Genomic DNA, 15459 nt, shown 5'->3' on the forward strand with positions numbered 1-15459 from the left:
CCGCGGAACCGTAATGGTTCTACGGCGGCACATCCGCCGCGAAAGCGGCAAAACAAACCATCAGTACGATCACCCGGCCGGGTTGATTTCGGCGTGCCCGAATTCAATTCGAATCCGGAACTCGATGGCGCCCGCAAGTGGCCGCAAGGCCCGATTGGGAATCAGCGAGAGGATCCGCTAAGGTTTGAGACGTCGGAACGGCCCAACGGCCGGGAAGACAACCCCCTCTGACTGGGAATCAGACGCCGAAAGGATCTGATAGAGTCGGAAACACCGAAGGGAAGCCCGGAGGAAAGCCCGAGAGGGTGAGTACGAAGGAAGCGTCCGTTCCTTGAGAACTCAACAGCGTGCCAAAAGTCAACGCCAGATATGTTGATACCCCGTCTTCGGCCGGATCTCCGGTCGGGACGTGGTTCCTTTGAAGAAAAATACAGCGAGGACGCTGTGTACGAGGGGACTATTCCTCCTCTCGTACCGCTCCCGTGAAAAGCATTCACGGAGAGTTTGATCCTGGCTCAGGACGAACGCTGGCGGCGTGCTTAACACATGCAAGTCGAACGATGAACCACTTCGGTGGGGATTAGTGGCGAACGGGTGAGTAACACGTGGGCAATCTGCCCTGCACTCTGGGACAAGCCCTGGAAACGGGGTCTAATACCGGATACGACCTGCCGAGGCATCTCGGCGGGTGGAAAGCTCCGGCGGTGCAGGATGAGCCCGCGGCCTATCAGCTTGTTGGTGAGGTAGTGGCTCACCAAGGCGACGACGGGTAGCCGGCCTGAGAGGGCGACCGGCCACACTGGGACTGAGACACGGCCCAGACTCCTACGGGAGGCAGCAGTGGGGAATATTGCACAATGGGCGAAAGCCTGATGCAGCGACGCCGCGTGAGGGATGACGGCCTTCGGGTTGTAAACCTCTTTCAGCAGGGAAGAAGCGAGAGTGACGGTACCTGCAGAAGAAGCGCCGGCTAACTACGTGCCAGCAGCCGCGGTAATACGTAGGGCGCAAGCGTTGTCCGGAATTATTGGGCGTAAAGAGCTCGTAGGCGGCTTGTCGCGTCGGTTGTGAAAGCCCGGGGCTCAACCCCGGGTCTGCAGTCGATACGGGCAGGCTAGAGTGTGGTAGGGGAGATCGGAATTCCTGGTGTAGCGGTGAAATGCGCAGATATCAGGAGGAACACCGGTGGCGAAGGCGGATCTCTGGGCCATTACTGACGCTGAGGAGCGAAAGCGTGGGGAGCGAACAGGATTAGATACCCTGGTAGTCCACGCCGTAAACGGTGGGAACTAGGTGTTGGCGACATTCCACGTCGTCGGTGCCGCAGCTAACGCATTAAGTTCCCCGCCTGGGGAGTACGGCCGCAAGGCTAAAACTCAAAGGAATTGACGGGGGCCCGCACAAGCAGCGGAGCATGTGGCTTAATTCGACGCAACGCGAAGAACCTTACCAAGGCTTGACATACGCCGGAAAACCCTGGAGACAGGGTCCCCCTTGTGGTCGGTGTACAGGTGGTGCATGGCTGTCGTCAGCTCGTGTCGTGAGATGTTGGGTTAAGTCCCGCAACGAGCGCAACCCTTGTTCTGTGTTGCCAGCATGCCCTTCGGGGTGATGGGGACTCACAGGAGACTGCCGGGGTCAACTCGGAGGAAGGTGGGGACGACGTCAAGTCATCATGCCCCTTATGTCTTGGGCTGCACACGTGCTACAATGGCAGGTACAATGAGCTGCGATGCCGTGAGGCTGAGCGAATCTCAAAAAGCCTGTCTCAGTTCGGATTGGGGTCTGCAACTCGACCCCATGAAGTCGGAGTTGCTAGTAATCGCAGATCAGCATTGCTGCGGTGAATACGTTCCCGGGCCTTGTACACACCGCCCGTCACGTCACGAAAGTCGGTAACACCCGAAGCCGGTGGCCCAACCCCTTGTGGGAGGGAGCTGTCGAAGGTGGGACTGGCGATTGGGACGAAGTCGTAACAAGGTAGCCGTACCGGAAGGTGCGGCTGGATCACCTCCTTTCTAAGGAGCATCTAGCTGCCGCAAGGCAGCCAGAGCCACTACGCCGGCGAATGTCCGGCGGTGGTCAGCTCATGGGTGGAACGTTGACTACTCGGCACACCTGGACCTCAGTGTCTTCCCAGTACTGCTTCGGCGTGGAACGGAACGATGAGAGGGCGGGGGTGTCGGGCACGCTGTTGGGTGTCTGAGGGAATGAACTCCCTCGATGCCGGCCCCAGTGAACTCGTGCTTCGGTGCGGGGTGATGGGTGGCTGGTCGTTGTTTGAGAACTGCACAGTGGACGCGAGCATCTGTGGCCAAGTTTTTAAGGGCGCACGGTGGATGCCTTGGCACCAGGAACCGATGAAGGACGTGGGAGGCCACGATAGTCCCCGGGGAGTCGTCAACCAGGCTTTGATCCGGGGGTTTCCGAATGGGGAAACCCGGCAGTCGTCATGGGCTGTCACCCGCTGCTGAACACATAGGCAGTGTGGAGGGAACGAGGGGAAGTGAAACATCTCAGTACCCTCAGGAAGAGAAAACAACCGTGATTCCGGGAGTAGTGGCGAGCGAAACCGGATGAGGCCAAACCGTATGCGTGTGAGACCCGGCAGGGGTTGCGCATGCGGGGTTGTGGGATTTCTCTTGACCAGTCTGCCGGCTGGTCGGCGAGTCAGAAACCGTATGGATAGGCGAAGGGCATGCGAAAGGCCCGGCGTAGAGGGTAAGACCCCCGTAGCTGAAATCTGTACGGCTCGCTTGAGAAACACCCAAGTAGCACGGGGCCCGAGAAATCCCGTGTGAATCTGGCGGGACCACCCGCTAAGCCTAAATATTCCCTGGTGACCGATAGCGGATAGTACCGTGAGGGAATGGTGAAAAGTACCCCGGGAGGGGAGTGAAATAGTACCTGAAACCGTGTGCCTACAAGCCGTGGGAGCGTCGGAGTGTGCTTGCATACTCTCGTGACTGCGTGCCTTTTGAAGAATGAGCCTGCGAGTTTGCGGTGTGTTGCGAGGTTAACCCGGGTGGGGTAGCCGTAGCGAAAGCGAGTCCGAAGAGGGCGTTTTAGTAGCATGCTCAAGACCCGAAGCGGAGTGATCTAGCCATGGGCAGGTTGAAGCGGAGGTAAGACTTCGTGGAGGACCGAACCCACCAGGGTTGAAAACCTGGGGGATGACCTGTGGTTAGGGGTGAAAGGCCAATCAAACTCCGTGATAGCTGGTTCTCCCCGAAATGCATTTAGGTGCAGCGTCGTGTGTTTCTTGCCGGAGGTAGAGCACTGGATAGGCGATGGGCCCTACCGGGTTACTGACCTTAGCCAAACTCCGAATGCCGGTAAGTGAGAGCACGGCAGTGAGACTGTGGGGGATAAGCTCCATGGTCGAGAGGGAAACAGCCCAGAGCATCGACTAAGGCCCCTAAGCGTACGCTAAGTGGGAAAGGATGTGGAGTCGCAGAGACAACCAGGAGGTTGGCTTAGAAGCAGCCACCCTTGAAAGAGTGCGTAATAGCTCACTGGTCTAGTGATTCCGCGCCGACAATGTAGCGGGGCTCAAGCGTACCGCCGAAGTCGTGTCATTGCAGCATGAGGGCCAACGCCCGCTGTGATGGGTAGGGGAGCGTCGTCTGCCGGGTGAAGCAGCCGCGGAAGCGAGTTGTGGACGGTTGACGAGTGAGAATGCAGGCATGAGTAGCGATTCACACGTGAGAAACGTGTGCGCCGATTGACCAAGGGTTCCTGGGTCAAGCTGATCTGCCCAGGGTAAGTCGGGACCTAAGGCGAGGCCGACAGGCGTAGTCGATGGATAACCGGTTGATATTCCGGTACCCGCTGTGACGCGAAAAGCATCGAATCCGGTGATGCTAAGCCCGTGAAGCCGTTCCCTTTCGGTTTACCGTTGGGGAAAGTGGTGGAGCCGGTGATCCGAGCTGGTAGTAGGTGAGCGATGGGGTGACGCAGGAAGGTAGTCCATCCCGGGCGGTGGTTGTCCCGGGGTAAGGGTGTAGGACGAGTGGTAGGTAAATCCGCTGCTCATGTGTCTGAGACCTGATGCCGAGCCGATTGTGGTGAAGTGGATGATCCTATGCTGTCGAGAAAAGCCTCTAGCGAGTTTCATGGCGGCCCGTACCCTAAACCGACTCAGGTGGTCTGGTAGAGAATACCGAGGCGTTCGGGTGAACTATGGTTAAGGAACTCGGCAAAATGCCCCCGTAACTTCGGGAGAAGGGGGGCCATGCCTGGTGAGGGGATTTTCTCCCTGAGCTGGGGGTGGCCGCAGAGACCAGCGAGAAGCGACTGTTTACTAAAAACACAGGTCCGTGCGAAGCCGTAAGGCGATGTATACGGACTGACGCCTGCCCGGTGCTGGAACGTTAAGGGGACCGGTTAGCTCCATTTCGGTGGGGCGAAGCTGAGAACTTAAGCGCCAGTAAACGGCGGTGGTAACTATAACCATCCTAAGGTAGCGAAATTCCTTGTCGGGTAAGTTCCGACCTGCACGAATGGCGTAACGACTTCTCGACTGTCTCAACCATAGGCCCGGTGAAATTGCACTACGAGTAAAGATGCTCGTTTCGCGCAGCAGGACGGAAAGACCCCGGGACCTTTACTACAGTTTGATATTGGTGTTCGGTTCGGCTTGTGTAGGATAGCTGGGAGACTGTGAAACTGCCACGCCAGTGGTGGTGGAGTCGTCGTTGAAATACCAGTCTGGTCGTGCTGGATGTCTAACCTGGGTCCGTGATCCGGATCAGGGACAGTGTCTGATGGGTAGTTTAACTGGGGCGGTTGCCTCCTAAAGAGTAACGGAGGCGCCCAAAGGTTCCCTCAGCCTGGTTGGCAATCAGGTGTTGAGTGTAAGTGCACAAGGGAGCTTGACTGTGAGACCGACGGGTCGAGCAGGGACGAAAGTCGGGACTAGTGATCCGGCGGTGGCTTGTGGAAGCGCCGTCGCTCAACGGATAAAAGGTACCCCGGGGATAACAGGCTGATCTTCCCCAAGAGTCCATATCGACGGGATGGTTTGGCACCTCGATGTCGGCTCGTCGCATCCTGGGGCTGGAGTCGGTCCCAAGGGTTGGGCTGTTCGCCCATTAAAGCGGTACGCGAGCTGGGTTTAGAACGTCGTGAGACAGTTCGGTCCCTATCCGCTGCGCGCGCAGGAGTCTTGAGAAGGGCTGTCCCTAGTACGAGAGGACCGGGACGGACGAACCTCTGGTGTGCCAGTTGTTCTGCCAAGGGCATGGCTGGTTGGCTACGTTCGGGAGGGATAACCGCTGAAAGCATCTAAGCGGGAAGCCTGCTTCGAGATGAGGACTCCCACCCACTTGATGGGGTAAGGCTCCCAGTAGACGACTGGGTTGATAGGCCGGATCTGGAAGCCAGGTAACTGGTGGAGGTGACCGGTACTAATAGGCCGAGGGCTTGTCCTCAGTTGCTCGCGTCCACTGTGTTGGTTCTGAAACCACGAACAGCCCCACGTGCTTTGTTGCGTGGTGCGGCTGGACAGTTTCATAGTGTTTCGGTGGTCATAGCGTGAGGGAAACGCCCGGTTACATTCCGAACCCGGAAGCTAAGCCTCACAGCGCCGATGGTACTGCAGGGGGGACCCTGTGGGAGAGTAGGACACCGCCGAACAAATATTGAAAAAGGCCCACACCGTAAATCGGTGTGGGCCTTTTTGTTTGCTGGCTACAGTGCCTCCATGAGCACTGAGCCTGGCATATCGGTCTCGACCGGGTGCGGCTGATGGTGCATGAGGACAACGCACGGGCACAAGGGCTCTACCGCAAGGCCGGGTTCGTGCCCACCCGGCGGATCGTGCTGTTGGGAAAGGCGCAGGCGGAGTCCGAGGTGGAGTTCGTCCTGGAGCGGCCGTATCGGCAGCCGTAGCCGCACTGCTGCCGGGGGCTCACACCGGGAGTTCGTCGTGCGGCCAGCGACTGCGGCCCTGTTCTCGGGAGCGGAGCAGGGCCAGGGTGGGGAGGCCGCGGTCGGCTCCCGTGGACAGGAGGTCTGGGAGTTGGGGGAGCGGGGCCACTGCGGCGATGTCGTCGAGGACGAGGGTGAGTGGTGGGTCGAGCCGACCGGAGGATGACCGTTCGGCCATGCGCCGGCCGCGCTCGACCACGTTTGCGGCGAGAGCGGTCAGAAGGGGCATAGCCCCCGGGTTCGCTCGGGGATCCTCGATGGAATCGCCCACAAGGTACAGCGTGCCCCCTTCGTTGACGAAGGAATCCAAGGCAAGCGCATCTGTTCGGTTGGGAGTGCACGCCTCCCGGATGTTGACCATGTTGAGGGCCGCCAGGGCACGGGCCGTCAGCTCCTGGGCGATGTCCCGGCGTTCGGGATGAGCCGTGAGCGCCGCCTCCAGCTCACCGGCGCTGCCCGGGGCAGCCTTGGGACTGGTGCGCAGGGCTTGTACCGCGTCCTGGATCTGACTGCCCTGGGCCCAGCGGTGGACGTGCCGTACCGTGCGCCCGTCGATGGCGGCGGCGTGCAGACAGCAGCGCAGCAGTGTCTCGGCGGTGTCGGCGACGGCCTGGTCGATCTTGGCGGTGGGGCGGACCGGTGCCAGCAGCGCCGCCGCCCGTGCCGCGGCCGTGGCCTTGTCCTCGCAGCCCGCTGTGGGGGACCAGTGGAGGCGGGCCGGGGTGTCGCAGAGGTGGCCCGGGTCGTAGAGGAGGACCGGGCCGAGCTTGGCGCGGGCGTCCTTGGTGTCCTGCCAGACCGCCGGGTTCGAGGTGACGACCAGGGCCGGGCCCTCCGCGTCCCGTACCACCTGTGCGGCGGTGGTACGGCGTCTTTCGCGGTCGGCGACGAGGAGCGTCTCCCTGCGGTTGCCGGCCACGGCTGTGCCGCCCGGGACGGGCACGAAGGGCGGCGCGTCCGCGGGGGCCGTCTCCAGCGGCTCCGGGTCCGCGCGGGGGACGGGTACCTCATGGACGTAGGGCGGCTGGGCGGGCCAGGCGGCGGCAGGGGCCGTAGCGGCGGGTGACGCGGACGCACCCCCGCCGGCACCTCGACCCGTACCTCTACCCGTACCCCGGCCGGCACCCCGCCCCGCGCCGCGGCCTGCGCGGCCGGCTCGCCAGCGGGCCACCGTGCCCATCGCGAACACCGTCAGCACGAACAGGATCATCAACTGCCCGATGAACAGCCCCCAGAACAGTCCCCATCCCGACAACCGCCCGGCCGGGGCGTCGGGCCAGGCGCCGGGGAGGTCGTGGGGGGCGCCGACGAGGTGGCGCATGGCGACGGGGGTGCGCAGGAAGGTGACGCCGGAGGGCCAGGCGCCGTGGGAGAACAGGGCGGCCAGGCCGGTGGCCATCCAGACCAGCAGGGTCATGACCAGGAGGAAGGCGAGGATGCCGATCAGCAGGCCGTCGGGGATGCCGCCCTGGCCTTCCCGACGGCCTCCGCGGTGGTCGTCCCGGTTGTCGTCCGGTCTCACGCCGTTCCCCCTACGCCACCGTCGATTCGGAGTCACCGAGATGCTGTTCCACGAAGGCCGCCGCCCGTTCCTCCGCCTCCAGTTCGGCGGCGCGCAGGGCGTCGCCGGCGGCCCGGTCGGCGGAGGACTCGGTCATCGCGCGGTCGGTGAAGACCAGATGCCGTTCGGTCTCGGTGACCAGGTGCTTGACCACCTGGACATTGCCGTTGACGTCCCAGACGGCGATGCCGGGGGTGAGGGTCGGGATGATCTCGACGGCCCAGCGCGGCAGGCCGATCACCCGGCCTGTGGCCCTGGCCTCGTCGGCTTTCTGGGCGTAGATCGTCCTGGTGGACGCCATCTTGAGGATCGCCGCGGCCTCCTTGGCGGCGGCGCCGTCGACGACGTCGGACAGATGGTGGACGACGGCGACGAAGGACAGCCCGAGGCGGCGGCCGAACTTCAGCAGACGCTGGAACAGCTGGGCCACGAACGGGCTGTTGATGATGTGCCAGGCTTCCTCGACCAGGAAGATGCGCTTTTTCCGGTCGGGGCGGATCCAGGTGTGCTCCAGCCACACGCCGACGATCGCCATGAGGATGGGCATGGCGATGGAGTTGCGGTCGATGTGGGAGAGGTCGAACACGATCAGCGGGGCGTCCAGGTCGATGCCGACGGTGGTGGGGCCGTCGAACATGCCGCGCAGATCGCCGTCGACGAGGCGGTCGATGACCAGTGCCACGTCCAGGCCCCAGGCGCGTACGTCGTCTATGGCGACGTTCATCGCCTCGGCCGACTCGGGCTCGGGGTGCCGTAGCTGCTCGACGATGTCGGTGAGGACGGGCTGGCGATCGACGATCGTCTCGTTGACGTAGGAGTGGGCGACCTTGAGGGCGAAGCCGGAGCGCTCGTCGAGGCCGTGGCCCATGGCCACCTCGATGATGGTGCGCAGCAGGGCGAGCTGGCCGGTGGTGGTGATCGCCGGGTCCAGCGGGTTGAGGCGGATGCCGTGGTCGAGGGCCGCCGTCGGGTCGAGCCGGATGGGAGTGATCCCCAGCTCCTGCGCGATGAGGTTCCACTCGCCGACGCCGTCCTCGCCCTGTGCGTCGAGGACGACGACCTGGCGGTCGCGGAAGCGGAGCTGGCGCAGGACGTAGGTCTTCTCCAGGGCCGACTTGCCGTTGCCGGACTCGCCGAGGACCAGCCAGTGCGGTGCCGGGAGCTGCTGGCCGTAGAGCTGGAAGGGGTCGTAGATGTAGCCCTTCCCGGAGTAGACCTCGCGGCCGATGATGACACCGGAGTCGCCGAGGCCGGGGGCGGCGGTGGGGAGGTAGACCGCCTGGGCCTGGCCCGTGGACGTGCGCACCGGAAGCCTTGTCGTCTCGACCTTCCCGAACAGGAAGGACGTGAAGGCGTCGGTGAGGACGGACAGCGGATCCCGCATGGTGAGGCCCTACCTTCGGATGCCGGTGGCGAACGGAAGGGTGTTCACGAAGGCGCGGTGGTGCTCGCGGTCGCACCACTCGAGTTTCAGATACGACTTTCCGGCCGAGGCCCGGATCGTCCGCTTGTCGCGGGCGAGCGCCTCCGGGCTCCGGGAGGAGACGGTGATGTAGCCGACCAGGTTGACGCCTGCGGCGCCGCTGGCCAGGTCCTCGCCGCGCTGGTCGAGCCGGGTGTTCGCGGCGACGTCGCGCGGGTCGACGGTGCGGTTCATCTTGGCGGCGCGGCTGGCCTCGGCCTCGTCGTTGGTCTTCTCGGTCAGCATGCGCTCGATGGCGACCTCGGTGGGTTCGAGGTCCATGGTGACGGCGACGGTGCGGATGACGTCCGGGGTGTGGACGAGCAGCGGCGCGAGGAAGTTCACGCCGACCGGGGTCATCGGCCACTCCTTGACCCAGGCGGTGGAGTGGCACCAGGGGGCGCGGGTCATGGACTCGCGGGTCTTCGCCTGGAGGTACATCGGCTCCATCGCGTCGAGCTCGGCGGGCCAGGCGTTGCGCTGGGTCATCGCCTGGATGTGGTCGATGGGGTGGTCCGGGTCGTACATGGAGTGGATCAGGGAGGAGAGCCGGCTCTGGCCGAGCGGCTGGCGCAGCCGGATGTCCGCCTCCTGGAGGCGGGAGCAGATGTCGGTCAGCTCGCGGGCCATGACGACGGCGAGTCCGGCGTCGCGGTCCAGTTTGCGGCCGGAGCGCGGGCGGGCGGCGCGGGCCATCGCCTGGGCCTCGGCGGCCAGTTCGCGGGTGTAGTGCATACAGGCGACGAGGTAGGCGCGGTGCTGCTCGCTGCTGGTGGACACCATGGACTGGAGCTGGTCGTAGGAGTGCTGGAGCCAGTCCGGCGACTTGCCGTCGCCGCGCTGGGCGACGTCCTTGGCGTGGGCGTCGGGGTCGGCGGGCAGGGTGCGGGCGAGCATCTGGAGGCGGGTGACGAAGCCGTCGCCGTTCGCCACGTGCTTGAGGAGGGTGCCGAAGCGGTCGACGAGGGCTTCCTGGTCTTCGGAGTCGCGGAGGCCCACGCCGGGGCCCTCGATCTCGATGACGGCGGTGACCGTGCGCCGGTCGGCGTGCAGCAGGACGGCGATCTCGTCGGGCCCGAACGGCGCGGCGAGCCAGCTGATGCGGCCGATGCCGGGCGGCGGTCCGATCTCGACCTCGCGCCCGTCGAGCGAGGTGCCGGCCTCCATGACGCCGGAGCGGTAGACGGTGCCCTGGCGCAGGGTGCGTTTGAAGGAGCGGTTGATCTCGAACCACTTGTAGAAGGTGCGGCGCTTGTACGGCACGTAGACCGCGGCGAGCGCGAGCATCGGGAAGCCCGTGAGCAGCACGATCCGCAGGGAGAGGACGGGGACGAGGAGGCCGCACATCATGCCGAGGAACGCGCCCGTGACGATGAGCGCGATCTCGCCGGTCTCGCGGTTGCGGCCGACGATGGCGTTCGGCCGGGCGCGGCCGATCAGATATGTACGGCGGGGCGCGATCGTGTGGGACACATGGGCTTCGGTCGTCAACGCCCGTCACCTCCTGAGCGGTTGTTGCTGCTGTTGCGGGAGTTCGAGGCGTGCGGCGTGTTGGCCGGGCTGGGTGCGCGGGGCGCGGGTGCGGCGGATCCGCCGCCTCCTCCGCCTGAGCCGCGTGAGCTGTGCGCGGCGACGCCGCCCGCGGCCGGGTTGGAGGGGCGGGGGCCGGAGGAGGACTGGCCGCCGTTGTTGTCGGCGCGGCTGCTGTGGGTCTTGATGCCCTGGGCGACCAGGGTCGCCGGGGAGCTGATGACGGCGGCGGCCTTGCCCTCGGCGCCCTGCATGATGCGGTTGTTGCGGCCGTTCGCGATCTCGTCGCCGAAGCCCGGGACGAAGCGGTAGATCATCGCGCTGGCGAAGATGGCGAGCAGGATGATGGCGAGGCCGGAGATCACCGCGGAGAACGCGTCGGGGCCGTTGTCGGAGGTGGACAGGGCTCCGGCGAGGCCGAGCACTATCACGATGACCGGTTTGACCAGGATGACGGCGATCATGATGCCCGCCCAGCGGCGCACATGACCCCAGAGGTTCTTGTCGACCAGGCCCGCGTAGACGACGGTGCCGAGGAGGGCGCCGACGTAGAGCAGGGCGGCGCGGATGACCAGTTCCAGCCAGAGCACTCCGGCGGCGAGGATCGAGACCAGGGAGACGACCATCAGCATGATGGGTCCGCCGCCGATGTCGGTGCCCTTGTTCAGGGCGCCGGAGAAGGTCCCGAAGAATGTGTCGGTCTGGTCGCCGGTGGTCTTGGCGAGGACTTCGGTGACGCCGTCGGTCGCGGAGACGACGGTGTAGAGGATCAGCGGGGTGAACGCGGAGGCGATCACCGTGAGCCACAGGAAGCCGATGGCCTCGGAGATCGCGGTGGTGAGCGGTACGCCCCGCACCGCCCGCTTGGCGACGGCCAGCAGCCACAGCAGCAGGGTGAGGATCGACGACGCGGCGAACACCACGGCGTACTGCTGGAGGAACTTGGGGTTGGTGAAGTCGACGTTCGCCGTCTCCTTGACGGCGGTGCTGAGCTTGCCGACGGTCCAGGAGGCGGCCTCGGCGCAGCCCTTGGCCAGGGAGGTCAGCGGGTCGAGGGTGTCGCTGGTGGTGCCCTGGGTGGTGGATCCGCCGCCGGAGGTCTGGCCGCGTTCGCAGTACTTCTTTGCCTCGCCGGAGATCAGCCGGCAGGGGTCCTTGCTGGCCTTGGCCGTCGCCGAGGGCGATACGGAAGCCGACACGGACGCCGATACGGACGCCGTCGCCGAGGGGGTTCCCGTCGGGGTGCCTGTGGGACTGGGATCGGCGAAGGCCCGGCCGGCGAGCAGCACGGCGGACGTCTGTACGGCCGTGACGACTGCGGCGAGCCTGAGCATGCGGCGCGGGTTACCGGGCATAAGTGAACCCTCCGTACTCCTCGGTGGCCTTGCTGATCTCGTCGGAGGTGGCCGCCTTGTCGTCACCGGGGACCGGTGCGGGGCCGTCCTTCTGGGAGTCCGTGACGATCTTCCAGTCGCCGTCGGACCATTGCAGGGCGAAGGTCCAGGTCTTCCAGCTGGAGGTCACCGGGTCGGTCGAGGCCTGTCCCGACATGCCGATGAGGCCCATGTACCAGACGTCGACCTTGGCGGTGCCGTCCGTGTGGTTGCGGACCTTGGTGCCCACGGGCACGACGCGGGAGACGAAGGTGCTGCCCTTGGGGGCGTTCCCGTCGGCGTCGAGGCCGAGCCTGCTCAGAAAAGTGGCCGAATAGGCGTTGTCCATCGGGCCCTGGAGCTTGGCGGCGGCCGCGTCCGTGTACAGCGTGTCGACGATGGTGTGGCGGGTGGCGGTGTGGAACATTCCGGTCGAGCCGAGCGACACGGCGTAGTTGGCGGCGGCCGACTGGGCGCCCTGCTCGGTGTGGGCGAATCCGGCCGGGATGCCGGAGGCGCTGGTGCCGACGGGCTTGGTGCCGGTGGCCGCCGTCGCCGCGCTCTGCGGCTTGTCCGCGCCGGCGCTGCCGCTGCCGTCGCCGGAGGAACCGGAATTGCTCCCTCCACGGTTCGCGAAGGCGATGGCCGCGATCAGTACGACCACCACGCCGGCCACCGTGACCATCCCTCGCGACGACGACCGGCCGCCGCGCCGCGCACCGCCGTAGGGGTCGCCGTCGGGGAGTCTGGTGCGGGTGTGGCCGGTGCCGCCGTAGCCGCCCGAGGTTTCGTCGGCGTACTCCTGCTCGTCACCGGGACTCATGCCGCGTACGCCTCCTCGCCGTTGTGCCAAAACGTGTCAGAGTACGACGGTAGCCGCGCTGGTTCCCGCGCGGACGCGGTGTGGTGACTCGACATCAGGGAAACGCAACCTCAGCCGGTGGGCACGACGGGCGGGTGGGGTAGGGGGAGCGGGCGTGCCCGGAGGGGGCGGGGGCGGCTTCGCCTAGACGGCCATGCCGTACACGATGGTGAAGAGAGTGCCGAGTGAGCCGATGATGAACACGCCTGTCAGACCGGCGATGATGAGACCCTTGCCCTGTTCCGCGCTGAAGGTGTCCCGTAGCGCGGTGGCGCCGATGCGCTGCTTTGCGGCACCCCAGACGGCGATGCCGAGACAGAGCAGGATGGCCACGGCCATGACGACCTCGATCATGACTTTGGCCTCGTTGCCCAGGCTGCCGAAGGGCCCCCAGTCCGGAGCGATCCCGCCGATGATGGTGTTGATGTCTCCCTTGTCGGCCGCAAAGAGCATGTAAGTCACCGCCCCTGGTGGGTAGTTCTGCGGACCTCTGCGGAGCGCAGAAGTCAGGTCTCATTGTCGCCGACAATGCGCCGTCGTATGTCGACTTGACGTCACCGAGTGGCGTGTTTCGTACGATTGACTTGTATCGTCACTCTGTGTATCACGGCAGGTCACGCCGGGCAACGACGGCTGGGCGGAACCTGGGGTGTGGTTCCGTCGTTGATCTTCTTCACGGCCGGGTGCGGTTTCTGACGGCCGCTCGGGTGACAGGTCGTCTCGATGTTCTCACGGAGCGGGTTTTCCGGGCCGGGCCGGTGGCAGCAGACGTCCCGCGTGCGTCGTGCGCCCCGCGTATGCCCGGCGGCCGGACACGGCGAACGGGCCCCGGCGGTGAGCCGGGGCCCGTTCTGGAGTGCGATCGACCGGACAGTGCGGGCTGGAGGGCTCAGCCGGTGAAGGCCGAGACGCCCTCCGGGGTGCCCCAGCCGGTCGGCCCGTCGTAGCCGGACCGGGCGGTGCACAGATAGGTGGTGGAGCAGGAGCCGTTGTTGCCGCTGGTGACGTCGTTCAGCGCGGAGGTGCCGGCCTTGGCGTACGGGAAGGAGGCCGGGTAGCTGCTGCTGGACGGGGTGCCGGCGAGGGCGTAGACGCCCGCGATGATCGGGGACGAGGCGCTGGTGCCGCCGAAGGTGTACCAGCCGGCGGTGATGCCGTAGGAGTCGTAGACCGAGACGCCGGTGGCGGGGTCGGCGACTGCGGAGACGTCGGAGATGGTGCGCTTGGTGCAGCCGGTGTCGGTCTGCCAGCTGGGCTTGGTGTCGTAGGAGGAGCAGCCGGAGCCGGTGCCCTCGGTGCTGCTGGTCTTCCAGACCGTCTCGCTCCAGCCGCGGGTGGTGGAGCTCGCCTTGGACAGGGCGGTGCCGCCGACCGAGGTGACATAGCGGGAGGCGGCCGGGTACTCGGCGCCGTAGCCGCTGTCACCGGCGCTGACGGTGATGGCGACGCCCGGGTGGTTGAAGTACGAGGAGTCGTACGACGTGTCGGAGGAGGACTCGGAGCCGCCGTAGCTGTTCGACACGTACTTCGCGCCCAGGGTGACCGCCTCGTTCACGGCCTTGCCCAGGTTCGCCATGGTGGCGCTGGTGGCCTCGACGAGCAGGATGTTGCACTTCGGGCAGATTGCGGAGGCCATGTCGAGGTCGAGCGAGATCTCCTCGGACCAGCCGGTGTCGCTGGAGGGCAGGGAGGTCGTGGAGCCGGTCTGGCTGACCTTCTTGAAGCAGCCGTTGGCCGTGGTGCAGGCGGACAGGCCGTAGTACGAGCGGTAGGTGGCGAGATCGGCCTCGGCGTTCGGGTCGTTGTACGCGTCGACGATCGCGATGGTCTCGCCGGAGCCGTTGGAGGACGCCGCGGAGGTCAGGCCGTAGGCCGACTGGAGGTCGGTGGGGCCGTAGCCGGAGGGGGTGGAGGCGTCGGCGGCCTTCGGGGTGATGCCCTTCGCCGCGGCCTGCGCCCTCTGGAAGGCGGTGACACCGCCCGTCACCCGGTAGGAGTCACAGGCCAGTTCGCCCTTGTGCTGGGGGGTGGCACAAGGGGTCGCGGCCCAGGTGACCTTGGCGGATGCGGATGCGGATGCGGATGCGGACGCGGACGCAGACGCGGACGTAGACGCGGCGGACGCGGTGGCGGTCGCCTGTGCTGCCTCGGCCTGTGCGGCGGTGCCGAGGCCGGCGAACACCAGCGCCGCCGTGGCCGCCAGGGCGGCTCCGATCCGGCGTCGGCCGCCGGGGCGGGGGGTTCTGTCGGGGGGAGTGGAACGCATGGTGCAGCCTCCTGATGCTCCTGAAATGGGGGTGGAACAGGGGGAGTTGCGGGTGCGTGCGGGTGCCTGCGGTGGTGTGCAGGTGCGTGCGGTGCGGTGCCGCCGGTACGGGGTCTGCGGCGCGGGCGGCGGCCCGCGAAGACGATCCCTTGTTGAGTACGCGACAACAAGGCCCTTCTGGAATCCTGACTTCCGCCTTACCGAACCAGGCGTCGGCGTTACCCTCCGATGGCTGCGGGATGGCTTGCGGGTAGCCCGTGCTTGACCAGACTCACAGGTGATTCAAGGGAATTGGGCCGGCGAGAGCGTCCGCGGCCTGTCCGCATCGGTCCGGGATCCGCACCGATGCGGACGGGCGGACGGGCCGACAGTCCGACGGGCCGACAGACCGACGGGCCACGACCGGATGCCGTGGCCCGTCTCCCTGCCGTGCCGCCGAGGGGACCCCACGTCCCCCGCTCGGCGTGCGGCTCC

8 protein-coding genes and 3 rRNA genes are annotated in these 15459 nt (G+C 65.8%); 4 read left to right on the forward strand and 7 right to left on the reverse strand.

The window, feature by feature from the left end; all coding sequences use genetic code 11:
- Window positions 1-492: 492 nt before the first annotated feature.
- The 4 genes from ACSYGN_RS21390 to ACSYGN_RS21405 all read left to right on the forward strand — a co-directional run bounded on the left by ACSYGN_RS21390 (window position 493) and on the right by ACSYGN_RS21405 (window position 5892).
- Window positions 493-2018: ribosomal RNA gene (locus ACSYGN_RS21390) — 16S ribosomal RNA — on the forward strand.
- 294 nt (window positions 2019-2312) lie between these two features.
- A 23S ribosomal RNA gene (locus ACSYGN_RS21395) occupies window positions 2313-5432 on the forward strand.
- Window positions 5433-5520: 88 nt separating this feature from the next.
- Window positions 5521-5637 (forward strand): 5S ribosomal RNA (gene rrf / locus ACSYGN_RS21400).
- Together the 16S, 23S and 5S rRNA genes form the textbook arrangement of a ribosomal RNA operon.
- Before the next feature lie 111 nt (window positions 5638-5748).
- A complete protein-coding gene (locus ACSYGN_RS21405) occupies window positions 5749-5892 on the forward strand; it encodes a hypothetical protein (RefSeq protein ID WP_460397972.1) in 144 nt (47 codons plus the stop codon).
- A 19-nt stretch (window positions 5893-5911) separates the two neighbouring features.
- Here ACSYGN_RS21405 and ACSYGN_RS21410 read toward each other — a convergent pair whose 3' ends face one another.
- The 7 genes from ACSYGN_RS21410 to ACSYGN_RS21440 form a co-directional block, all read right to left on the reverse strand.
- Window positions 5912-7453 (reverse strand): type IV secretory system conjugative DNA transfer family protein, encoded by a 1542-nt coding sequence (locus tag ACSYGN_RS21410; RefSeq protein ID WP_460397974.1) that lies wholly within the window; start codon window positions 7451-7453, stop codon window positions 5912-5914.
- 10 nt (window positions 7454-7463) lie between these two features.
- Window positions 7464-8876 carry an ATP-binding protein gene (locus tag ACSYGN_RS21415; protein WP_460397976.1) on the reverse strand — a complete coding sequence of 471 codons (1413 nt, stop codon included), beginning with the start codon at window positions 8874-8876 and terminating at the stop codon, window positions 7464-7466.
- 9 nt (window positions 8877-8885) lie between these two features.
- Complete coding sequence (locus tag ACSYGN_RS21420; protein ID WP_460397978.1) at window positions 8886-10445, reverse strand: SCO6880 family protein; 1560 nt, start codon at window positions 10443-10445, stop codon at window positions 8886-8888.
- On the reverse strand, window positions 10442-11839 hold the full coding sequence (locus ACSYGN_RS21425) for a hypothetical protein (protein WP_460397980.1): 1398 nt from the start codon (window positions 11837-11839) through the stop codon (window positions 10442-10444). The genes ACSYGN_RS21420 and ACSYGN_RS21425 overlap by 4 nt, the downstream gene beginning before the upstream one ends.
- A complete protein-coding gene (locus ACSYGN_RS21430) occupies window positions 11829-12680 on the reverse strand; it encodes a hypothetical protein (RefSeq protein WP_460397982.1) in 852 nt (283 codons plus the stop codon). The genes ACSYGN_RS21425 and ACSYGN_RS21430 overlap by 11 nt, the downstream gene beginning before the upstream one ends.
- 183 nt (window positions 12681-12863) lie before the next feature.
- Window positions 12864-13172: a hypothetical protein gene (locus ACSYGN_RS21435; protein WP_014673544.1), complete on the reverse strand. Its 309-nt coding sequence runs from the start codon at window positions 13170-13172 to the stop codon at window positions 12864-12866.
- Between the two features lie 436 nt (window positions 13173-13608).
- On the reverse strand, window positions 13609-14985 hold the full coding sequence (locus tag ACSYGN_RS21440) for a S53 family peptidase (RefSeq protein ID WP_460397984.1): 1377 nt from the start codon (window positions 14983-14985) through the stop codon (window positions 13609-13611).
- Window positions 14986-15459 lie beyond the last annotated feature (474 nt).

The sequence above is a fragment of the Streptomyces sp. YIM S03343 genome (assembly GCF_054729195.1).

Coding starts and splice junctions, on each gene's coding strand:
- ACSYGN_RS21435 (WP_014673544.1), bottom strand. CDS start 13,172: ATGCTCTTTGCGGCCGACAAGGGAGACATCAACACCATCATCGGCGGG.
- ACSYGN_RS21430 (WP_460397982.1), bottom strand. CDS start 12,680: ATGAGTCCCGGTGACGAGCAGGAGTACGCCGACGAAACCTCGGGCGGC.
- ACSYGN_RS21440 (WP_460397984.1), bottom strand. CDS start 14,985: ATGCGTTCCACTCCCCCCGACAGAACCCCCCGCCCCGGCGGCCGACGC.
- ACSYGN_RS21415 (WP_460397976.1), bottom strand. CDS start 8,876: ATGCGGGATCCGCTGTCCGTCCTCACCGACGCCTTCACGTCCTTCCTG.
- ACSYGN_RS21405 (WP_460397972.1), top strand. CDS start 5,749: ATGGTGCATGAGGACAACGCACGGGCACAAGGGCTCTACCGCAAGGCC.
- ACSYGN_RS21425 (WP_460397980.1), bottom strand. CDS start 11,839: ATGCCCGGTAACCCGCGCCGCATGCTCAGGCTCGCCGCAGTCGTCACG.